The organism is Nocardia vinacea NBRC 16497, assembly GCF_000308835.1.
GTDB lineage: Bacteria > Actinomycetota > Actinomycetes > Mycobacteriales > Mycobacteriaceae > Nocardia > Nocardia vinacea.
In genome coordinates this window covers 75,256-96,022 of record NZ_BAGN01000078.1, presented here as the reverse complement: position 1 = coordinate 96,022, position 20,767 = coordinate 75,256, and the positions used below count along the sequence as shown (strand labels likewise).

Genomic DNA, 20,767 nt, shown 5'->3' with positions numbered 1-20,767 from the left:
CGCCCCGGTCAGCGCGCATGAACATGGAGGTTTCTGGTCGTGAAGAGCCGAGAGGTACATCTGGTGGCCCGGCCCACCGGCGAGCCCGCACCATCCGATTTCCGGATGGTGACCACGGATGTCCCGGATCCGGGCAGTGGGCAGTTGCTGGTCCGCAACAACTGGATGTCGGTCGATCCCTACATGCGCAACCGCATGAACGACGTGAAGTCCTACATTCCCCCATTCCGGCTCGACAAGCCCATGGACGGCGCAGCGGTAGGTACCGTCGTCGCCTCGGGCGTACCCGGAATCGAAGTCGGCGCGACCGTACTACACGATCTCGGCTGGCGGGAGTACGCGCTGTTGAAGGCGGGGCAGGCGCGCGTGGTCGATACCACGCTGGCCCCGGCCGAGACCTACCTCGGCCCGCTCGGCATCCCCGGACTCACGGCGTATGTGGGCCTGAAGGAAATCGCGCCGATCCGTCCGGGTGACGTCGTATTCATCTCGGGCGCGGCAGGTGCCGTCGGTCTTGCCGCCTGCCGGGTGGCCAGGCACTTCGGTGCGGCCAAGATCATCGGGTCGGCGGGCGGTCCGGAGAAGGCGCGGCGGCTGGTCGAGGAGTTCGGCTACGACGCCGCGATCGACTACCGGGCGGGCAGTCTGGGGAAACGGCTGCGCGAGGCGGCCCCGGACGGCATCGATGTCTACTTCGACAATGTCGGCGGCGACCATTTGCAGGCGGCGATCGGCTCGATGCGCGACTTCGGCCGAATCGCCCTGTGCGGAGCCGTCGCCGGATACAACGCCGAGACCCCGCCGCCCGGCCCGAAGAATCTGGCGCTGGCGGTGGTGCGCCGATTGTCGTTGCGCGGCTTCATCGTCACCGACCACAGTGACCTCGCACCGGAGTACGCGGCGCTCGCGGCGGACTGGGTGCGTGACGGCAGCCTCCGCGTCCCCACCACGGTGCTGACCGGCATCGACAACGCTGTCGACGCCTTCCTCGGCCTGCTGCGCGGTGCCAATACCGGCAAGATGCTGGTCCAGCTGAATGCCGAGGCGAACTGATGCGCGTGGAGAACGCGGTCGCAATCGTCACCGGCGCCGCGGGTGGCATCGGCGCGGCCATCGCGCAACGCCTGCTCGAGCACGGTGCCCGGGTCCTGATCACCGACCGTGACGCGGACCGGCTCGCGGCGACGGCACGTCAACTCGCCGAGGTATTTCCGGGCGCGGTGTCCGGACAGGCCGGTGACGCCGCATCCGAATCCGATCTCCGCAAGCTCATCGATACGGCCACAACCGAATTCGGCCCTGTCGACATGTTCTTCGCGAACGCTGGTGTCGGCGGTGGCCCCGGATTGGACGCCACCGACGCGCAGTGGGAGCAAGCACTCGAGGTAAACACCTTGGCCCACGTGCGGGCGGCGCGGTTGCTGGTCCCGGGCTGGCTCGAGCGCGGCAGCGGCTACTTCGTGAGCACCGCCTCGGCGGCGGGACTGCTCACCCAGATCGGTTCGGCCACCTACACGGTTTCCAAGCACGCTGCCGTCGGATTCGCCGAATGGCTGGCGGTGACCTACGGGGATCTCGGTGTCCGGGTCAGCTGCCTGTGTCCGATGGGTGTCGATACCGCCTTGCTCACCGGACTCGGTACGGACGGCGGATCCGACGGCGACCTGGCCACCCGCGCCGTCACCGGAGCCGGGGCGGTGCTGGCTCCCCTCGACGTGGCCGATCGCGTGCTCGAAGCGATCGAGGCCGAACGTTTCCTCGTGCTGCCCCACGAGGAGGTCCGAGAATTCGTGCACCGCAAGGCTGCCGATCACGACCGGTGGATCGCGGGCATGCAGCGCTATCGAAGGTCGCTGTCATGAGCGGGCGCACCGCCGTGCTGTTCGATTTCGGCGGCGTGCTCACCACCGCCGTGCTCGCCGCCTTCGCCGAGTTCGGCGCGGAGCTTGGCGACCCGCGGCTACCGCTGCGCTTGCTCACCCGCGATCCGGAAAGCAGTGCGCTGCTGGTGGATCACGAAGAGGGGCGCATCGGTCAGCGTGAGTTCGAGGTCGGGTTCGCGCGGCGGCTGCGCGCGCACGGCGTCGATATCGACGATGCGGGCCTTGTCGACCGAATTCAGTCCCGGCTGCATCCCGACCCGGAAATGATCGAGCTGGTCGCGGGTGTCCGCGCGGCGGGCTATCGCGTCGGTCTGCTGTCGAATTCGCTCGGCGACGACTGCTACGCAGGCTTCGACCTGCCCGCCATGTTCGACGCGGTAACCATCTCCGCGGAGATCGGCGTCCGCAAACCGTCCCGCCGGGCCTATCTCACCGGCTGCGAGCGGCTCGGCGTCGCACCCGAGCAGACCATCATGGTCGACGACCTCGAGCAGAACATCACCGCGGCCGAACTGCTCGGACTCGGCGGCATCGTGCACCGCGACGCCGCATCGACGGCGGCCCTGTTGTGGCCCGCGCTACGAACCCCTAGCTGATCCACCCACCTTGCGGCGCAGTCTCTTTCGACGGCCCGCACCAACGATCGGAGCCTCGATGGACCTGTTCAGCACGTCCGAGCGCACCCAGCGGTATCAACGAGATCTGCGCTCCTTCATGGACGAATGCGTATATCCGGCCGAGTCGGAGTACGAGAAGCAGATGGCGGCATCCGGCGATCCGCACCACCATCCGCAGGTCGTGGAGGACCTCAAGACGGAGGCCCGCGCACGCGGCCTGTGGAATCTGTTCCATCCGCATCCCGAATGGGGGCCGGGGCTGACCAATCTGGAATACGCCCCGCTGGCCGAGATCATGGGCCGCAGCGCGCATCTCGCGCCGGAGGCGTGCAACTGTTCGGCACCCGACACCGGCAATATGGAGGTGTTCACCCTCTTCGGCACCCAGGAACACAAGGAGCGCTGGCTGGAGCCGCTGCTGAACGGCACCATCCGCTCCGCCTTCGCCATGACCGAGCCCGCCGTCGCCAGCTCGGACGCCACCAATATCCAGCTGCGCATGGTGCGCGACGGCGACCACTATGTGCTCAACGGCCGGAAGTGGTTCGCCTCCAACGCATTACACAAGAACTGCAAGGTGCTCATTGTCATGGGCAAGACCGATCCGGACGCACCCAAGCACCGGCAGCAGTCGATGATGGTCGTGCCGATCGACGCCCCCGGTGTCACGGTTATGCGCAATCTGCCGGTCTTCGGCTACGCCGACCGCGAGGGCCACGCCGAGATCGATTTCTCCGATGTGCGGGTCCCCGTCACGGATGTATTGAAGGGCGAGGGTGAGGGTTTCGCCATCAGCCAGGCCCGGCTCGGTCCGGGCCGCATCCACCACTGCATGCGCGCCATCGGTATGGCCGAACGCGCGTTGGAACTGATGTGCGCACGCGCCGAATCGCGAATCACCTTCGGGCAGAAGCTGAGTGAGCGCGCCAATATCCAGGACTGGATCGCCGAGGCCCGCATCGATATCGAGCAGGCCCGGCTACTGACGCTCAAGGCCGCGTGGATGATGGATACCGTCGGCAATAAGGCGGCCCAGGTCGAGATCGCGGCGATCAAGATCGCCGCACCGGAGATGGCGCTGCGGATCGTGGACCGGGCGATCCAGGTGCACGGCGGGGCCGGTGTCACCGACGATTTCCCGCTCGCCAGCATGTACGCGCACCTGCGCACATTGCGTCTGGCCGATGGACCCGACGAAGTGCACAAACGCGCCATCGCGCGGGCCGAACTCGGTAAGTTCAGGGCCGGGGCGTAGGACGGACAGGAACGAATGCAGACGAGTAACGGGCTCATTCAGCCCACCGCGGACGCGACCGGCTTCGATATCGATGCGGCCGCGTTCGCGGACTGGGTGTCCTCGCTCGGTTCGGCGTGCACCGCGCCGGTGCGGGCCGACCGGGTGGGGATCGGCCAGTCCAATCTGACCTTCCTGATCACCGATGCAGAGGGGCGGCGTTGGGTGCTGCGACGTCCGCCGCTCGGCCACCTGCTGGCGTCCGCGCACGATGTGGCGCGGGAGGCCCGCGTCATGTCGGCCCTCGCGCCCACCGATGTCCCGGTGCCGCGCGTCCACGATATCCGGCACGAGGGCGAGATCGCGCTCGTGCTCATGGAATTCGTCGACGGCCTGGTCATCGACGGAGTCGAGACCGCCGAGCGAATCACCCCCGAACTGCGCCGCACCGCCGGGCTGTCACTGGTGCGTACGCTGGCCCGCATCCACGCCGTCGATCTGGAAGCCACCGCGCTGATCGACCTCGCAAGTCACAAACCGTATGCGGAGCGACAGCTCAAACGGTGGTCGGCGCAGTGGGAGAAGTCGAAAACACGGGACCTGCCGCTGGTGGACCGCCTCACCGAGCGGCTCCGGGCCGCCGTTCCCGAACAGCGCGAACTCGCGCTAGTGCATGGTGATTACAACCTCCGCAATGTGATCACCACACCGGAGACGGGTGCGATCGCCGCCGTACTCGACTGGGAGCTGTGCACCCTCGGCGATCCGCTGGCAGATATCGGTAGTCTGCTGGCCTACTGGCCGATGCCGGGCGAAGCGGCCATTCCGGGTACGGAAATGGTCATGCTCCCGGGTTTTCCGTCCCGCGCCGAACTGGTCGAGGAGTATCTCGCGATCACCGGACGCGATCGGCGGGCACTCGGGTTCTGGCATGCGCTCGGGCTGTGGAAGCTCGCGGTCATTGCCGAAGGTGTGTACCGCCGCACGCTCGACGATCCCCGCAACCGCGCGGCCGCGGGCATTCCGACTACCGATATGGTCGACGGACTCGCCGAAACCGCCGATCGAATCGCCACCGAAGCCGGTTTCTGACACGAAACGGCCTGTCTCCCGATATCACCAGGGAGACAGGCCATTTCGCATTTTCGCCGGAACGAAGTGACCGCCGGGCACAGGATGTCCGGCGGTCGCACTTCTGTCAGGGCACGAGTACCGACAGCGCTTCCGCAATACAGGCGGGCTTGTCGCTGCCCTCGCGTTCGATGGTCACCCGAGCGGTCACCTGGACCCCCGCTTTGGTCGGCTCGAGCTTCACCAGTTCCACGCCCGCCCGCACGCGACTACCCGACGGCACCGGCGACGGGAAGCGAACCTTGTTGCTGCCGTAGTTGATCCCCATCTTCACCCCGTCGACGCGATACACCTGCGAGACCAGCTGCGGCAATAGGGACAGGGTCAGATAGCCGTGGGCGATCGTCGTGCCGAACGGTCCCTGCGCGGCCCGCTCCGGATCGACGTGAATCCACTGACGGTCACCGGTCGCCTCGGCGAACAGATCGATCTGCTCCTGGGTGACGGTGTGCCATTCGCTGTAGCCGAGATGGGTGCCGACGGCCTGCTCGAGTTCGCCGATTCCATTGAATACCTTCATTATTCTCGCCTCAGACCGTCGGCGCACCGGCGACGTAGAGCACTTGGCCGGTGACATATGATGCGCCCTCGCTGACGAAGAACGACACCGTGTGCGCGATATCCTCGGGCTTGCCGACGCGTCCCACCGGAATCCGCGCCACCAGGGTCTTGCTGAACTCCTCGAACGAAACACCCATGCGCTCGGCGGTGGCGGCGGTCATCTCGGTTTCGATGAAGCCCGGCGCGACGGCGTTTACGGTCACGCCGAATTTGCCGAGTTCGATCGCGAGGGTCTTGGTGAATCCCTGCAATCCGGCCTTGGCCGCGGCGTAGTTGGCCTGGCCGCGATTGCCGAGCGCCGAAGTGCTGGAGAGATTGACGATGCGGCCCCAGCCCGCGTCGGTCATGTACTTCTGCGTCGCGCGGCTCATCAGGAAGGATCCGCGCAGGTGCACGCCCATGACCGCGTCCCAGTCGTCGACGGTCATCTTGTACAGCATGTTGTCGCGGATGATGCCCGCATTGTTCACCAGGACGGTCGGCGCGCCCAGTTCGGCGGCGACCCGCTCGACCGCCGCAGCGACGGCCTGTTCATCGGCGACGTTCGCACCCACCGCGAGCGCCCGGCCGCCGGCCGATTCGATCTCGGCGACAACAGTTTTGCAGGCCGCCTCGTCGAGATCCAGGACGGCGACCGCGAAGCCGTCCGCCGCCAGCCGCTTTGCGGTGGTGGCACCGATGCCACGCGCGGCGCCGGTCACGATGGCGGTACGGGTTGTCTCACTGCTCATTACGGTTCTCCTTGTCGAATTCGGTTGGCACCGTTCATGGTTCGAAGACCACACGACCGACGGTCTTACCATCGGCGAGGCGCTGCAGTCCGGCAGCCACGTTATCCAGTGGCAGCCGCTCTCCGATCAGGGGTTTCACCGAACCCCGCTCGGCCAGCCCGGTCAATTCCAGATGGCAGTCGCGCACCGCTTGCGGATCCTTGTCGCGGTACAGGCCCCAGTGCAGGCCGAGGATCGAATAGTTCTTCACCAGTGCGTGATTCAGTGCGGTGGACTGGATCTGCCCGCCCGCGAAACCGACGACCAGGATGCGTCCCTCGAAGGCGATGCACTTGGTGGACCGCTGATACACCTCGCCGCCGACCGGGTCGTACACCACATCCGCACCGCGACCGTCGGTCGCGTCCCGCACAACCGAGACGAAATCCTGTGCGCTGCGATCCACCACGATGTCTGCGCCGAGCGCCCGCGCGACCTCGGCCTTGGCCGCGCTGCCGACCACCCCGATCACCGTGGCCCCGGCCGCCTTACCCAATTGCACGGCCGCACTGCCGACGCCACCGGCCGCCGCATGTACCAGCAGCGTCTCCCCCACCCGCAGACCGGCGCGCCGATGCAGTCCGAACCAGCCCGTCTGGTAGCCGATGAAGTGGGCGGCAGCCTCGGCATCGTCGAGCGCCGCCGGGGCGGGAAAGACATCCGCGGCGTCCATGACCGCGAGTTCCGCGAACCCACCCCAGGGCAGCGCCGTACCGCCGAGCACCCGGTCGCCGATCGCGATGCCGTCGACGTCGGCACCGACCGCGACCACCTCGCCACACAGTTCCACCCCGGGGGTGAACGGAAGTTCGGGCTTGATCTGGTACTCGCCCCGGCACATCAGAACGTCCGGAAAGTTCGCGGCCGCGGCGCGGGTCCGCACCACCACCTGGCCTGGACCGGGCTCGGGCTCCTCCAGTTCGACCAGCCGCAGCACCTGCGCCGGTTCGCCCAATTCCGTTACCCGCCAGGCCTTCACGCCACGCCTCCGGTGAGGGTGACCCCGCCGTCGACGACGATCAGCTGGCCGGTAAGCCAGGCCGCGTCATCGGACAGCAGGAAGGCGGCGACACTGCCGATGTCCTCGGGTACGCCGAGGCGCTTGAGCGGATAGGCCGAGGCGACCTGTTCCTCGCGACCGTCGTAGAGCGCGGTGGCGAATTGGGTCTTCACCACGGCGGGCGCGATCGCGTTCACCCGGATCGACGGGCCCAGTTCGACCGCCAACTCCTGGGTGATGTGCACCAGCATCGCCTTGGTGGCCCCGTAGAACCCGATGCCGGGCGCGGGCTTGATCCCGGCAACCGACGCGACATTGACCACCGAGCCACCGTGCTCACCCAGCCATGCCTTGTGCGCCTGTTGCACCCAGGAGATCGCCGCCAGGCAGTTCACCTCGAAGACTTTACGGGCCGCGGCCAGGTCGAGTTCGACCATCGGCCCGAACATCGGGTTGATACCGGCATTGTTGACCAGGAAGTCGACCGAACCGAAGGTCTCCAGCGTGCGCTCGATTGCCTCGGTCTGATGTTCGACGTCGTCGGCTCGTCCCGCGACGGCGATGGCGTGCTCGGGTCCGCCGAGTTCGGCGACCACCGCGTCCAGCGCGTCCTTTTTGCGGGCGGTCACACAGACCCGCGCACCGTCGGCCACCAGCCGCTGCGCGATGGCCAGCCCGATACCGCGGCTGGCTCCGGTGACAATCGCCGTCTTTCCGTCGAAACGACCCATTACGTAAGCCTCTCCTGATGCTCGACCTGCGTGACCCAGACTCACCGAACTTGATTCCGACGTCAAGTTCAAGTGCGGCCGCATATCACGTGATACGGGTCACACGAATGATCGCCAGCACATCGACCGGCCGCGTGGCCGACGCTCGGTCAGTCAGCTTCTTTCAGCTGAAGAGCGTTGAACCACAACTGATTCAGCGTTTTCACCAACTTCTCGAAGGACACCTTCCGCCCCTCGACGAATACGAAGTACGCCATGCGGCTCACCATGCTCGACAGCGCCAGCGACGTGACCTCGGCATCCAACTCGGCGTCCACCAGGCCACGATCCTGCAGATTCCGGATCATCTCGGCATTGCGCTCGACGAAGGCCAGGGCGCGTTCGAAGCGCAGTACCCGGAACTTCTCATCGATCTTCGACACCTGTTCGAGCACGGCCATCAGCCGCGCATTGCGCCGATAGGACAGCAGATACTCGCGATTGGCGGCGGCGATCAACTCACGCGGGTCGTCGATGCCGACCCGTTCCCGGATGTGCGGGTGCAGCATTTCCTCGCGCACCTGCTCGACGACCGCGGCGAAGATCTCTTCCTTGCTGTCGAAGTAGGTGTAGAACGATCCGGAGGCGACCCCGGCCGCCTTGGAGATATCACTGATCCTGGCGTCGAGGAAACCGTCGCGTTCGAACACCTCGCGCGCCGCGGTCACCAATGCGGACCTGGTGCGCATGCCACGCTTACTCCGTGGGGGCACCCGACCGGGCTGGTCCTCGGTGGCTTCCTGGGCGTTCACTGCCTCACTCGCTGTCGTCCGACTCGCTGACGTGGTGGATCGTAACAGCGCACGCCGCCGCCGCGACCCCACGACGCCGCTGGGCAACCTGTATCGGCACAACATCTATTGAACATGACGCCAAATTCAAGTAGCGTCCGACCCACTGACGTGGCCTGGGTCACATCAGTTCTCGCCCACTCATGAAACTGGAGCAAGCCATGCCTGCGAATCCGGCTTCCCCGACCGCATCGGATCAGCCGACCAATGTCGCCGACCGGTGCTGGCAGCACGCCGCCGAACGCCCCGATGCCATCGCACTGCTGGCCACGGACACACAGCTCACCTACGGCGAATTGGCCAGGCGCAGTGCGAATTACGGCGGCCTGCTGCGCGAATCCGGTATCGCCACGGGCGACCGGGTGCTGCTGGTGGCGCCCACCGTCGCTGAATTCGTCGTCGCATATCTGGGCGCGCAGCTCATCGGCGCCATCGCCATCACCATGAACACCATGGCTACCGCGCCCGAGATCGGTTACGTACTCGACGACTCCGGCGCGCGAATCGTCATCGCATGGCACGGCGCGCAGGAGGCCGCACGGGAAGCGGCCACCGAACGAAATCTGCCACTGCTCGTGCTCGCGCCGGGCGCGCATGCCGAACCGGCCCAGCCCGTGGCCGAACCCGTGCGGCGGCGCGCCGACGATACCGCGGTGCTGCTCTACACCTCCGGAACCACCGGCAAACCGAAGGGCGTCGAACTCACCGTCGCCAACCTGACCGAGACCGCTCGAATCTTCACCGATCAGCTGCAGCTCGGCCCGGACGATCGCTTCGGCACCGGATTGCCGCTGTTCCATGTCTACGGGCAGGCGGTATGCCTGCTCACCGCGCTGCACGCGGGCGCATCCTTCGCCATGGTGACGCCCTTCGAACCGCGGGCCATGATCGCGATGATCCGCGATCGGCAGCTCACCCACGTCGCCGGTGTGCCGACCATGTGGAATGCCATGCTGCACGCGGCCGGTGACTACGGTGCGGCGGACTTCGCGAGCCTGCGGCTGGCAGCATCGGGCGGCGCGTCACTGCCCGGTGAGGTGATCCGCGCCTTCTCCGATCGCTTCGGCTGCACCATCCTCGAGGGCTACGGCCTCACCGAATCCACGGGTGCGGCGACCTACAACCCGCTCAATCGTGAACAGCGGGTCGGATCGGTCGGCGCCGCGCTGCCCGGGACGTCGATCGAGGTTCGCGATCCCGACGGCAAGGTACTGCCCGCCGACACCGTCGGCGAGATCTTCCTGCGCGGCCCCAGCATCATGAAGGGGTACTGGAACCGGCCCGACGCCACCGCCGCCGATTTGTCCGACGGCTGGTTGAAGAGCGGCGATCTGGGCCGCGTCGACGCCGACGGCTATGTCTACATCGTCGACCGCGCAAAGGATCTCATCATTCGCGGCGGATACAACGTCTATCCGCGCGAGGTCGAGGAAGTGCTGTACGAGCATCCGGACGTCGTCGAAGTAGCGGTGATCGGTATCCCGGACGAGCACTACGGCGAGGAGGTCGGCGCGGTCGTCGCCGCCACCCCCGGGGTCGAACTCGATCCGGCGGATCTGCGGTCCTGGGCCAAGGAGCGGCTGTCGGCGTACAAGGTGCCGCACCGCTTCGCCTTCACCGACCAGCTACCCAAGGGCGCCACCGGCAAGATCCTCAAACGCGCTCTCGACCCGAATCTCTTCACAGACAGGGCAGCCCGATGACCGAAATCCCCACCGCGAACGGAACCGTCGACTCCGCCGAACTCGGCCGCGTCCTGGTGCACGAGCACGTCTTCGTACTCGGCGAGGAATTCCGGCAGAACTACGCCGACTGGGATGAGGACGCCCGCGTCGACGACGCCGTCGAACAACTGAACGAGTTGAAATCCCTCGGCATCGACACCATCCTCGACCCGACCGTGCTCGGGTTGGGCCGCTATCTGCCACGCATCCAGAAGATCGCGGCCAGAACGGATTTGCGGATCATCGTCGCCACCGGCATCTACACCTACAACGACGTCCCCTTCCAATTCCATTACACCGGTCCGGGTTTGCTGTTCGACCGGCCGGAGCCGATGGTGGAAATGTTCGTCAAGGATCTCACCGAGGGCATCGCGGATACCGGTGTGCGCGCCGGATTCCTCAAATGCGCCATCGAGGAACCCGGGCTGACGCCCGGCGTCGAACGGGTGATGCGCGCGGTCGGGCAGGCATCGGCGCAGACCGGTGCGCCGATCACCGTGCACACCAACCCGCACACCCGCTCCGGGCTGGTGGCGCAGCGGGTGCTGGCCGAGGAAGGCGCGGACCTGAGCCGCGTGGTGATCGGCCACTCCGGCGACACCACCGATATCGATTACCTCACCGAACTCGCCGACGCGGGATCGCTGCTCGGCATGGATCGCTTCGGGCTCGACGTCCTGCTGCCGTTCGAGGATCGGATCGACACCATTGTCGAACTGGTACGGCGCGGCTACCTGGACAAGGTCGTTATCGCCCATGACGCGGCGTGCCACATCGACTGGTTCGACCCCGACGCCAAGAAGCAGGTGGCACCGAAGTGGAACTACCGGCACATCAGTGAGGATGTGATTCCGGCACTGACCGCGCGGGGACTCACCGAGGACGATATCGACGCGATTCTGGTGCGCAATCCGCGCCGGTACTTCGAGAAGTGATCCGAACGATGCACGGACACAAGGAGCAACGCCGTTGACCACGCTCTCCCCGCACAGTGCCCATCTCACGTTCCGCGCGCTAGAGCCCGTTCACGGGATGATCTACTTCACCCCGCACGGCCCGGATGCCTACCGCGAGTTGGGCATTACCGATCCGCGGATGATGTACTTCGCGTCCCGGTCGGCGGCATTCGGGCCGGTGCCCGCCGAGGTCACCATCGCCACGTTCTTCAATTTCAATCCGGCCGCGGTGCGGGCCGTCCTCCCGGCCGCATGGGAAATCGCCTCACCCGCAGATATTTTCCGTGCTCGATTGCGCGCCGTCGATCGGTCGCTGCGGCAGGCATGGGGCGAGGACATCAGTGGCCCCGAGGTCCGTGCAGCCGCCGAGCTTGCCCGGCGCGCTGCCGAACGCGCGTGCGAACGCCCGCAGGGCCGTCCGTTGTTCGCCGCACACGCGGCGCTGCCGTGGCCCGACGAACCGCATCTGGTGCTGTGGCATGCGCAGACACTATTGCGGGAGTATCGCGGCGATGGGCATGTCGCGCTATTGCTGACGGAGGGTCTGGACGGAATCGAGGCATTGATCACGCACAGTGCGACCGGCGAGATATCGCCGGAAGTGTTGCGCGCCAGCCGATCCTGGAGCGAGGCGGACTGGGCCACCGGTGTGCGGCGGCTTCGCGAGCGGGGTTGGATGGCGGACGATGCCGTCGCGCTGAGCGAATACGGCTCGGCGCGACGCGACGCGATCGAGCGCCGGACCGACGAACTCTCGGTCTATCCGTACGAAGCGATCGGCGAAGCCGGGTGCGCTCGCCTGTGCGCGCTCGCCGCGCCGTTGGCGATCCGGGTAATCGACGGCGACCTCGGATTCCCGCCCACGCTGTCGGCTCGCTATCGACAGGCGATCAACGCCGGCCTCTAGGACTCTCAGCCGATACTGCGGGCGAAATCGATCAGGGCGGCGCTGACTTCGGCGGCACGCTCCTGTTGAATCCAATGTCCCGCCCCGTCCAGGACAATGGTCGCCCGCAGGTCGGACAGTATGGCTGCCATCTTGGTGGTCGGGGTGAACCGGATGACGGCATCCTCCGATCCGGCGATGAACAGCGCGGGCTGGTGGATCTTCGCATCGGCCAGGTGCGCGCTCAGTTCCCAGTTGCGGTCGAGATTGCGATAGTAATTGAGTCCGCCGGTGAACCCGGTGGTCGTGAATGTCGCTATGTAGTGATCGAGTTCGTCCTCGCTCAACCAGGCCGGAGCGGCCATCTCGGAACCGTTGCCGCTCAACAGATCCCGAGCACTGACGACATCGTCCTGCAGCAGCGTGCGGCGCACGTCCGACGCGAGCTCCGCGTCCGCGCGGCCCGGCTCCTGGAACCAGCACATATAGAAGTCGTCGCCGAGCCTGGACCGGAGTATCGGCAACGGGGGCACGGCCGACCGCGGTGTCGCGGGGACGCTCAGCCCCGCGACGGCCCGCACTCGTTCCGGATGCCGAAGGGCCAACTGCCACACCACCGACGCACCCCAGTCATGGCCGACGAAGATCGCATCCTCGATACCGGCCTCGTCGAGAACACCGACGAGATCGGCGCACAGGTTCACCATGTCGTAGTCCTCGACCCGATCGGGCCGAGAACTGCCACCGTATCCGCGCATATCCGGAGTCAATGTCCGGAAACCGGCCTCGGCGAGCGCGAAAACTTGGTGGCGCCAAGAAAACCCGAGCTCGGGAAAGCCATGGCAGAACACCACAGCGGGACCGTCGCCATGCTCGACGACCCGCAACTCGATCCCATTCGTCGCGACCTGGCGGCTCCCCAGCCCCCGCCACTCGTCCAGCAGATTACGGGAGTCCATGCGTCACCTCGTCTACCACGGCAATATTGATCGACACCGTATTCGATTCTGACGTCAAGTTCAATTTTATGCGTCGGAACTTCGGATTTTATCGAGCCCACGCAGTACCCAACGTTTTGAAGATCAAAACCAGCATGCATCTCGCGCCTGATCAGGCGATACGCGACCGACCGCAATTCACAACGGCTTGCGCGCGGTCTGGGCCACCCAGTCGGCGTTGGGCTCGATCGCATAGGGCTTTGTCGACTTCCGATCGATCCAGCTCGGCTCGAGAAAGCCCTCGGAGTCCCCACATGAGCGTCGGTAGAACCAGCAGTGATCGGCGCTGGTCTCGACGTCGGCTTTCCGTACGATCACCCAGCCACTGCCGTCTTCGCGCAGGCATTGACTGCGGCCATCGTCAGGGCATTCGGCCGAGGTGAAACCGGCGGCCTTGTCGAGCACGCCCGCCTTGCCGTTGTCCTCTTTCTCACCGGCGAGAACGCGCAGGCGGTTCTTCGGAAGAACCGACGACACATCACCTGCGTAGCCGGTAGTCCACACAGCACGTACCCGCGGGTCGTGATTGGCTGCAAGGTGGGCGACAGCGCCGCCCTGGCTGTGCCCCCAGGCGGCAATACCCAAGTCGCAGTCGACATTACCGAGCGCGCAGGCGATGTTGAGCAGGCTGCGGGGCTCCTGCTTCGCGAACAGACAGCGAGTTTGATTGCCATGGTCGCTGAACAATGCCGTCAGGCTGTTGTCGTACTCGACCGTGAGCGCGACAAAGCCGCGGCGGGCCATCGCCTCGGTCACAGCGCCCGCCGCCGGCGCGTTCTCGCGGCGGTCGGTCTCGGCATCCTTGCCGATATTGGTGCCGACGAAGTAGAGGAACAACGGATAACGCTCGGCCCCAGCAGATTTCGGCTCGAATCCACCGGTCTGATACTGCCGCTGACAGTCAGCACTGTTGCCCACGGTTCCGGCATAGGTTGGCGGAGTCGCGATCTCCTGGATCGCATCCACGTCCTGCGCCGCGGACACCCCCACTCGGTCGATGCAACCGAGGAACAGCACAGCCACCCCGAGGAAGATCACACTCCAAAACGGACGCTTGCGTGTTCGGTCATACGAATTATCGTCCATCGTCACCATGATCATTACAGCACGACCGCGGGGCTCGAAAAGTGACATCAGCCTTCCGCCAACTCCTGGGCGGCCTCTTGGCCCGCCACGCCGGTCCGCTGCAGGAAATCGGCGATCACCTCGAGTTCGGCTTCGGAGTAGCGGGAACAGAGTTCATCCATGCGGTTGTTCATGCCGGAGAACAGCTCGAACAGTTCGGAATTCCGTTCGCGCACCGGATGCAAGGTGACCGCGCGACGATCCGTGGACTCCGGGTCACGTTCGCGGACGATCCAGCCGCCCTTCTGCAGGCGATCCAGGATTCCGGTCATGGTCGCGGGGTGCAGTCCGGCGCGGCGCGCCAATGCCGTCGGGGATATGGGGCCGTGGCGGTTGATCAGGTCGAGGCATGTCCAGTCGACATCCTTGAGTTCGACCCGGCCACCGAATCTTCTGTTGAGCAGCGAAAGCTGAATATTCAAGTCACGCAATGCTTCCCGCACGTCGGCCGTCAATCGCCGACGACCGCGCGTCGAAGTACGACCTGCTACTGAACTCATTGTCCGCCACCCTCGCCTACGTTTATACGGCTTTCGTATCATACGTAGGCGAGGGGCAGATACGGCTCGCCGACGTGTGCGATTCGCTCCGTCAGACCGGAACGACGCGGAAGACCGCGATTCGATGCGCCGATGCGGCCACACCGTCCGGGGTGGCGGCATCGGCCAGTCCGGTGGTGACGAAACGCTTGCCGACGCTCTTCGGACTCGTCGCCACCAATTCGTGCAGTAGCGGCGGGCGCTCGTCTACCGGCACCTCGACCAGGCGTGCCGTCGACGACTTGCGGCCGCGTGTCAGCGTAACGATATCTGCCGCACGGGCATTCGCGACCCACGCCGCCTTCGGAAATGCCTGGAAGATGAAGCGTCCGCTGTCGAGCTTGTTCACCGCGATCGGGAAGGTGCGCAACTGTCCGCTGCGTCGCCCCGCGACCGTGAGCAGCTGCATCGGGCCGAAGGCGATGCCTATCCGCTGTAGCCCGACGATGACCTTGTTGATGGTGTTGGTTGTCCGACGGTAACTATCTGCACTCATGCACACAATCCTAGTTGAAGATTATATGAGTTCCGTATCGTATATTTCACATACCAGCGCCGGTCCCTCGTGGGTGAAGCGACCGGCGTCGGCGATTATCACCGCCCGGACAGTCGGACGCGCCGACGTTGGCGTATTCGATGGAGGCGGCTCGCCGAACAGCTCCTGGCAACCGAGCACGTCATCTGCTGCCGACCGACGATTCGTCGCCGACGTAGGCCGACCAAAGCTTGCGGTACGGGCCGTCGACTTCGAGCAGGTCTGCGTGGCGGCCGATTTGGAGCAAGTGGCCGTCGCCGACGACCAGGATGAGGTCGGCGGCGGCAGCGGTCGCCAGACGGTGGGCCACGACGATGGTGGTGCGGCCCGCGGTGAGCACATCGACGGCCGCGCGAACGCGGGCGTCGGTGGCCAGGTCGAGGGACGCGGTGGCCTCGTCGAGGATGAGGATGTCGGGTTCCACCAGTTGGGCGCGGGCCAGGGCAAGCAGTTGGCGTTGCCCCGCGGACAGCCCCGCACCGTGCGCGCCGATCGGCTGGCGGTAGCCGTATTCGAGAGCGGCGATCATCTCGTGCGCACCGACCGCACGTGCCGCCCATTCGATTTCGGCAGGGGTCGCATCGGGTTTGCCATAGGCGATGGCGGCGTGCACGGTGTCGCCGAACAGGAATGGCTCCTGCGGCACCACACCCAGGCGTTTGCGGTAGTCGCGCAACCGGTAGCGGCGGATATCGACGCCGTCGACGAGTACCGCGCCATCGGTCGTGTCGTAGAGACGCGCGAGCAGCTTCACCAGAGTGGACTTGCCCGCACCGGTTTCACCGACCACGGCAACCTTCTCACCGGTAGCGATCGTTACATCGATATCCGACAGCACCCGCACACCGGCACTGTCGTAGGCGAAACCGACACCGCGGAACTCGATTTCGCCCGCGAGCCGGTCGACGATGCGGGCATCGGGCGCGTCCGGCGTGGTAACGGGTTCGCGCATCAGGACGCCGATGCGCTCCACACCGACGACCGCCTGCTGATAGCTGTCGAAAACCTGCGACAGCTGCTGGATCGGCGCGAACAGCAGATCGATATAGAGCAGAAATGCGATCAAAGTGCCTGCGGTGAGCGCGTTCTCGCGGACCTGATGCACACCGACGGCGAGCACGGCGGCCGTGGCTATCACCGACATGATCTCGATGAACGGGAAGAACAGTGCCATCAATGTCTGGCTGTGCAGCCGCGCATTGCGGTACCCCCAGGAGCGACGCTCGAATTCGCGCCGGTTGATCGCCTCCCTGCGGTAGGCCTGCGTCACCGCGATGGTGTCGACATTCTCTTGCAGATAGGCGTTCGCCGCGCTGACCTGTTCGCGCGCAAGGTTATACGCGGGCACCGAGGCTCGGCGGAACGCAACCGTGGCGGCCACCAGCACCGGCAGCAGCGCGAGCACCACCAGCGCCAGCTCGGCGTCGATCACGATCAGCGCGACCACCACACCGCCGATGGTGAGTGTGCTCGTCAGCGCGACCGTCAGGCCGGTCTGGAGGAAGGTGGACAGCCCATCCACGTCGGTGATCATCCGGGTCATGATGCGGCCGGCCAGTTCTCGCTCATAGAACTGCAGACCCAGCCGTTGCAGTTGCGCGAAGACCTTCACGCGCAGGCCGTACAGCAACCGTTCCCCGGCGCGCCCGGTCACCCGCACCTGCGCGACGGTGATCGCCCAGTCCACGACCACCAGCACCAGCGCCGAGGCCGCGGCGAGTAGCAGGACATCGCGGGCACCTACCAGCACACCGCGGTCGATGCCGTAGCGCACCAGGAACGGAATGAGCGTCTGCGCCAACGCGTCCAGGGCCACCAGTCCCAGCCCGGCCAACAGCGGAACCGCGAACGGCCGCAGCAGCCGAGGCAGATCGAAGTTCGGCTCGGGGGTGTGCGAAAACTCCTCGGGCACATCGGGTTCACCACTCACGGCGGGCAACCGGTCGATCAGTGCGCGCACATCGCCGCTCGGTGGGGCACTCGACATCATGCCGCCCCCCAGCTGGCCGCCCATCCCTCCGGGCCCGCCCGCGGCGCGCTGGGAGAATGCCTTCGCCATCTGCTCCAGCGTGCGCGACTCGTCACCGTCGGTTTCGGTGTGCACCCACAGTCCCGCGGTGGGCACGGGGTCGGTGACCGCGGTCAGATCGGCGGCGATACTCGCCGGATCGGGCGGGGTGAACAGGGTATGGAACAGCTCACCGGAGGTCTGCAGCTCGTGCAGGGTACCGAGTTCGGCCACTCGCCCGTCGTCGAGTACCGCTACCCGGTCGGCCAGCGCCAGGGTCGAAATGCGATGTGCCACCACGATTGTGGTGCGCCGATGCACCTCTGCGGCGATGCGGGCGAAGATCTCCTCCTCCACCTGCGCGTCGATGGCGGAGGTGGCATCGTCGAGTACCAGCACCGGAGCGTCGGTGATCAGGGCGCGCGCCAACGCGAGTCGTTGCCGCTGCCCGCCGGAAAGTCGTTGTCCGCGTTCCCCGATGACGGTGTCCAGTCCCTGGGGCAGCGCGGCGACGAAATCCTCGGCGGCGGCCAGATGCAGTGCGTGCCAAACCTGTTCATCGGTGGCATCCGGGCGGCCGTAGGAGACGTTGGCTCGCACGGTATCCGCCATCAGCGAGGTGTCCTCGAAGACCATCGCCACCCGGCTCCGCAGGTCCGAGAGTTCGCGGATATCGTTGCCGTCCAACAGGATCCGTCCCGCATCGGGATCGAACAATCGGGGTAGGAGTTGGACCAGAATCGATTTGCCGGAACCCGCCGCACCGGCGATGGCGATCGTCTCCCCCGGCTCGACCGTGAGATCGAGATCGTGCAGCACTGGCGGCTGACCTTCGAATGCGAAACGCACACCGCGGAATTCGATTTGCGGCGCACCGTCCGAGGAGTCGGCGGCCTGCCCGGCGGTCGACTCGCTCGGCGGTGGCGTCTCGATCACCTCGCGTACTCGCTCCAGCGATGCCTTTCCTTGCTGGCTCACCGTCAGGAGCATGGAGAACATGCGGACCGGGGTGACGAACGACCCCAGGTAGGTCATGAACGCGAGAAATGTGCCCAGCGTGATGGACTGCCGCAATGCCAGCAGCCCACCGACGACAAGGACCAATGCCTGCCCGGCGGCGGGCACCGCCTGCATGACCGGCGTGAACCGACTGGTAATTCGCGTGACTCGCAACCGCGACCGATACAGATCACGAGCGGACGCGGCCAACTGCTCGAGCTCGTGCGACTCCTGCCCGAAACCCTTCACCACCCGCACCCCGGCCACCGCGGCCTCCACCCGCATGGCGACCTCGGCGGCCCTGGCCTGCGCATCCCAGTTGGCCGGGAACAGCTCACGCTGACTGCGCGAGGTGATCAACCACAGCGCGGGCACCACCAGCAGCGCGATCACGCTCAGCGCCGGCGACATCGACGCCATCAGCAACAGTGACGCGGCGATCAGCACAACGTTGCCCGCGACCAGCGGAACCAGTTGCAGGAACATCTGGATCAGCGTCACATCGGTAATGGCGCGGCTGACCACCTGCCCGGTGTAGAGCCCCGCGCGCTGCCGTCCGTTCAGACGCAGCAGCGCCGCGAACAGGTCGCGGCGCAGATCGTGCTGCACATCCAGCGATAGCCGCGAGGATCCGGTCCGCCGCAGATACCCCGCGACGAACCGGACGGACCCGATCGCCAACAGCACGAGCACCCACGGCAGCACCGATGCGGCCGTGGTGGTCAAGGTGTCGACAACATGCCGCACAAGCAGCGGCAGGATGGCCGTGAGTACCGCGGCCACCACCGAACCCACACACGCGACGATTACTGTCCGCCGATGTTCCGCGCAGCGCCGCAGCAGATAACGAATCCACCCGTCGGCAGCCGCGTCGCCGGAACAGCCCGAGCCCGAACTCATCCGGCGACCACGAGGGCATCCGCTTCGGCGAACTGGTTGGCGGGCCGGTCCAGGCCGTAGTGCCCGCGCAGCGTGGTTTCGGTGTACTCGGTGCGGAACAGCCCGCGCCGCTGCAGGATCGGCACCACCTCGTCGACGAATCGTTCCAGGCCCGAGGGCAGCACGGCGGGCATGATGTTGAATCCGTCCGCGGCACCGCGGATGAACCACTCCTCGATGGTGTCGGCGACCTGTTCCGCGGTGCCCGCGAAGGTGTGGTGGCCGCGTCCGCCGCCGAGCCGTCCGATCAGCTGGCGCAGCGTAAGCCGTTCGCGTCGAGCCAGATTCACGATGAGGGTGAATCGGCTCTTGGCACCCTGGATCTCGTCCTCGGTGGGCAGATTGTCGGGCAGTTCGCTGTCCAGGTCGAGGTCCTCCACCGGAATTCCCCAGGTGCGGGCCAGCTGACGCTTGGCGTATTCGGGCGAGATCAGCCGCTCCAGTTCGGCGTCCAGTTCGCGGGCGTGCTCCTCGGTGTCGCCGATGACGGGCACGATGCCGGGAAGGATCTTGATGGTCTCCGGATCGCGGCCGAGTGCGATGGCGCGGCGCTTCAGGTCGGTGTAGAACTCGAGGCCGTCCTCGATCGTCTGCTGGGCGGTGAACACCGCCTCGGCGTAGCGGGCGGCGAATTCCTTACCGTCCTCGGAGGATCCGGCCTGCACCAGCACCGGGTACGCCTGCGGCGAGCGCGGCACGTTCAGCGGACCCGCGACCTTGAAGAAGTGGCCCTCGTGTTCGATCTTGCGGACCTTGTCCGGATCGGTGTGGAGCCCGGATTCCTTATCGGCGAGTACGGCGTCGTCCTGCCAGCTGTCCCACAATTTCGTTGCCACATCGACGAATTCGGCGGCCTTCTCGTAGCGCAACTTGTGGTCCGGGACATCGTCGAGCCCGAAATTTCGCGCCGCGTCCGCACCCGCGGTCGTGACGATATTCCAGCCGACGCGCCCGTTCGACACCCAGTCCACCGACGCGAACCGGCGCGCCAGATTGAACGGCGAGTTGTAGCTGGTGGACGCCGTGGCGATGAGCCCGATCCGCGAGGTCTGCACGGCGATCGCGGTGAGCAGAACGGTCGGCTCCAGCTTGCCGCTTGGGCGGCGACCGGTATCGCCGAAGAGCACCGGGCTGTCGGCGAAGAAGATGGAATCCAGCTTCCCGCGTTCGGCGATGCGAGCGAGGTTCACGTAGTGCTCGATTTTGGTGTTCGAGTGCGGATCGGATTCCGGCAGCCGCCACGAGGCCTCGTGGTGGCCGGTGGACATGAGAAATGCGTTGAGGTGCAACTGTTTCGACAT

General features: G+C 66.0%; 19 protein-coding genes. 8 read left to right on the top strand and 11 right to left on the bottom strand.

Annotated elements, in window-relative coordinates; genetic code table 11:
* Nucleotides 1-39 precede the first annotated feature (39 nt).
* Genes ON44_RS09880 through ON44_RS09860 form a run of 5 tightly spaced genes read left to right on the top strand, consistent with a single transcriptional unit; the run spans nt 40 to nt 4,826 of the window.
* Nucleotides 40-1,053, top strand: coding sequence for an NADP-dependent oxidoreductase (locus ON44_RS09880; RefSeq protein ID WP_218007541.1), 1,014 nt, complete (start codon nt 40-42; stop codon nt 1,051-1,053).
* Complete coding sequence (locus tag ON44_RS09875) at nt 1,053-1,862, top strand: SDR family oxidoreductase (RefSeq protein ID WP_040688216.1); 810 nt, start codon at nt 1,053-1,055, stop codon at nt 1,860-1,862. Before ON44_RS09880 ends, ON44_RS09875 begins: the two co-directional genes overlap by 1 nt.
* Nucleotides 1,859-2,479, top strand: coding sequence for an HAD family hydrolase (locus ON44_RS09870; protein WP_040688214.1), 621 nt, complete (start codon nt 1,859-1,861; stop codon nt 2,477-2,479). Before ON44_RS09875 ends, ON44_RS09870 begins: the two co-directional genes overlap by 4 nt.
* Nucleotides 2,480-2,537: 58 nt before the next feature.
* Nucleotides 2,538-3,755: an acyl-CoA dehydrogenase family protein gene (locus tag ON44_RS09865; protein WP_040688213.1), complete on the top strand. Its 1,218-nt coding sequence runs from the start codon at nt 2,538-2,540 to the stop codon at nt 3,753-3,755.
* Nucleotides 3,756-3,770: 15 nt separating this feature from the next.
* A complete protein-coding gene (locus ON44_RS09860; protein ID WP_051181828.1) occupies nt 3,771-4,826 on the top strand; it encodes a phosphotransferase family protein in 1,056 nt (351 codons plus the stop codon).
* A 106-nt stretch (nt 4,827-4,932) separates the two neighbouring features.
* Here ON44_RS09860 and ON44_RS09855 read toward each other — a convergent pair whose 3' ends face one another.
* The 5 genes from ON44_RS09855 to ON44_RS09835 all read right to left on the bottom strand — a co-directional run bounded on the left by ON44_RS09855 (nt 4,933) and on the right by ON44_RS09835 (nt 8,655).
* Nucleotides 4,933-5,385 carry a MaoC family dehydratase gene (locus tag ON44_RS09855; protein WP_040688212.1) on the bottom strand — a complete coding sequence of 151 codons (453 nt, stop codon included), beginning with the start codon at nt 5,383-5,385 and terminating at the stop codon, nt 4,933-4,935.
* A gap of 10 nt (nt 5,386-5,395) precedes the next feature.
* Nucleotides 5,396-6,157 carry a 3-oxoacyl-ACP reductase FabG gene (gene fabG, locus ON44_RS09850; RefSeq protein ID WP_040688211.1) on the bottom strand — a complete coding sequence of 254 codons (762 nt, stop codon included), beginning with the start codon at nt 6,155-6,157 and terminating at the stop codon, nt 5,396-5,398.
* Between the two features lie 34 nt (nt 6,158-6,191).
* Nucleotides 6,192-7,175, bottom strand: a complete 984-nt coding sequence (locus ON44_RS09845; RefSeq protein ID WP_040688210.1) for an NADPH:quinone oxidoreductase family protein — start codon at nt 7,173-7,175, stop codon at nt 6,192-6,194.
* Nucleotides 7,172-7,927 carry an SDR family oxidoreductase gene (locus ON44_RS09840; RefSeq protein WP_040688208.1) on the bottom strand — a complete coding sequence of 252 codons (756 nt, stop codon included), beginning with the start codon at nt 7,925-7,927 and terminating at the stop codon, nt 7,172-7,174. Before ON44_RS09840 ends, ON44_RS09845 begins: the two co-directional genes overlap by 4 nt.
* A 149-nt stretch (nt 7,928-8,076) precedes the next feature.
* On the bottom strand, nt 8,077-8,655 hold the full coding sequence (locus ON44_RS09835; RefSeq protein ID WP_051181827.1) for a TetR/AcrR family transcriptional regulator: 579 nt from the start codon (nt 8,653-8,655) through the stop codon (nt 8,077-8,079).
* A 263-nt stretch (nt 8,656-8,918) separates the two neighbouring features.
* Between ON44_RS09835 and ON44_RS09830 the strand changes: the two genes are divergently transcribed.
* Genes ON44_RS09830 through ON44_RS09820 form a run of 3 tightly spaced genes read left to right on the top strand, consistent with a single transcriptional unit; the run spans nt 8,919 to nt 12,344 of the window.
* Nucleotides 8,919-10,460, top strand: coding sequence for a long-chain-fatty-acid--CoA ligase (locus ON44_RS09830; RefSeq protein WP_051181833.1), 1,542 nt, complete (start codon nt 8,919-8,921; stop codon nt 10,458-10,460).
* A complete protein-coding gene (locus tag ON44_RS09825) occupies nt 10,457-11,416 on the top strand; it encodes a phosphotriesterase family protein (RefSeq protein ID WP_040688207.1) in 960 nt (319 codons plus the stop codon). The genes ON44_RS09830 and ON44_RS09825 overlap by 4 nt, the downstream gene beginning before the upstream one ends.
* Before the next feature lie 34 nt (nt 11,417-11,450).
* Entirely contained in the window at nt 11,451-12,344 is an 894-nt protein-coding gene (locus tag ON44_RS09820) for an SCO6745 family protein (protein WP_040688204.1), read from the top strand.
* 5 nt (nt 12,345-12,349) lie between these two features.
* Here ON44_RS09820 and ON44_RS09815 read toward each other — a convergent pair whose 3' ends face one another.
* The 6 genes from ON44_RS09815 to ON44_RS09790 all read right to left on the bottom strand — a co-directional run bounded on the left by ON44_RS09815 (nt 12,350) and on the right by ON44_RS09790 (nt 20,767).
* The gene (locus tag ON44_RS09815) at nt 12,350-13,282 is read right to left on the bottom strand and encodes an alpha/beta fold hydrolase (RefSeq protein WP_051181826.1); all 933 of its coding nucleotides are present in this window, start codon (nt 13,280-13,282) and stop codon (nt 12,350-12,352) included.
* Between the two features lie 177 nt (nt 13,283-13,459).
* A complete protein-coding gene (locus ON44_RS09810; RefSeq protein ID WP_169338052.1) occupies nt 13,460-14,407 on the bottom strand; it encodes a dienelactone hydrolase family protein in 948 nt (315 codons plus the stop codon).
* A gap of 47 nt (nt 14,408-14,454) precedes the next feature.
* Nucleotides 14,455-14,946 (bottom strand): MarR family transcriptional regulator, encoded by a 492-nt coding sequence (locus tag ON44_RS09805; RefSeq protein WP_051181825.1) that lies wholly within the window; start codon nt 14,944-14,946, stop codon nt 14,455-14,457.
* Between the two features lie 91 nt (nt 14,947-15,037).
* Nucleotides 15,038-15,481: a nitroreductase/quinone reductase family protein gene (locus ON44_RS09800; protein WP_051181824.1), complete on the bottom strand. Its 444-nt coding sequence runs from the start codon at nt 15,479-15,481 to the stop codon at nt 15,038-15,040.
* 181 nt (nt 15,482-15,662) lie between these two features.
* Nucleotides 15,663-19,427, bottom strand: coding sequence for an ABC transporter ATP-binding protein (locus ON44_RS09795; protein WP_040688196.1), 3,765 nt, complete (start codon nt 19,425-19,427; stop codon nt 15,663-15,665).
* Nucleotides 19,424-20,767: an LLM class flavin-dependent oxidoreductase gene (locus ON44_RS09790; RefSeq protein WP_040688194.1), complete on the bottom strand. Its 1,344-nt coding sequence runs from the start codon at nt 20,765-20,767 to the stop codon at nt 19,424-19,426. The genes ON44_RS09795 and ON44_RS09790 overlap by 4 nt, the downstream gene beginning before the upstream one ends.

Bases quoted from the DNA above. Each gene is read 5' to 3' on its own strand.
- ON44_RS09835 (WP_051181827.1), bottom strand. From the start codon at position 8,655: ATGCGCACCAGGTCCGCATTGGTGACCGCGGCGCGCGAGGTGTTCGAA.
- ON44_RS09790 (WP_040688194.1), bottom strand. From the start codon at position 20,767: ATGTCGAAACAGTTGCACCTCAACGCATTTCTCATGTCCACCGGCCAC.
- ON44_RS09840 (WP_040688208.1), bottom strand. From the start codon at position 7,927: ATGGGTCGTTTCGACGGAAAGACGGCGATTGTCACCGGAGCCAGCCGC.
- ON44_RS09855 (WP_040688212.1), bottom strand. From the start codon at position 5,385: ATGAAGGTATTCAATGGAATCGGCGAACTCGAGCAGGCCGTCGGCACC.
- ON44_RS09825 (WP_040688207.1), top strand. From the start codon at position 10,457: ATGACCGAAATCCCCACCGCGAACGGAACCGTCGACTCCGCCGAACTC.
- fabG (WP_040688211.1), bottom strand. From the start codon at position 6,157: ATGAGCAGTGAGACAACCCGTACCGCCATCGTGACCGGCGCCGCGCGT.
- ON44_RS09810 (WP_169338052.1), bottom strand. From the start codon at position 14,407: ATGGACGATAATTCGTATGACCGAACACGCAAGCGTCCGTTTTGGAGT.
- ON44_RS09875 (WP_040688216.1), top strand. From the start codon at position 1,053: ATGCGCGTGGAGAACGCGGTCGCAATCGTCACCGGCGCCGCGGGTGGC.
- ON44_RS09860 (WP_051181828.1), top strand. From the start codon at position 3,771: ATGCAGACGAGTAACGGGCTCATTCAGCCCACCGCGGACGCGACCGGC.
- ON44_RS09815 (WP_051181826.1), bottom strand. From the start codon at position 13,282: ATGGACTCCCGTAATCTGCTGGACGAGTGGCGGGGGCTGGGGAGCCGC.
- ON44_RS09795 (WP_040688196.1), bottom strand. From the start codon at position 19,427: ATGAGTTCGGGCTCGGGCTGTTCCGGCGACGCGGCTGCCGACGGGTGG.
- ON44_RS09865 (WP_040688213.1), top strand. From the start codon at position 2,538: ATGGACCTGTTCAGCACGTCCGAGCGCACCCAGCGGTATCAACGAGAT.
- ON44_RS09870 (WP_040688214.1), top strand. From the start codon at position 1,859: ATGAGCGGGCGCACCGCCGTGCTGTTCGATTTCGGCGGCGTGCTCACC.
- ON44_RS09805 (WP_051181825.1), bottom strand. From the start codon at position 14,946: ATGAGTTCAGTAGCAGGTCGTACTTCGACGCGCGGTCGTCGGCGATTG.
- ON44_RS09830 (WP_051181833.1), top strand. From the start codon at position 8,919: ATGCCTGCGAATCCGGCTTCCCCGACCGCATCGGATCAGCCGACCAAT.
- ON44_RS09800 (WP_051181824.1), bottom strand. From the start codon at position 15,481: ATGAGTGCAGATAGTTACCGTCGGACAACCAACACCATCAACAAGGTC.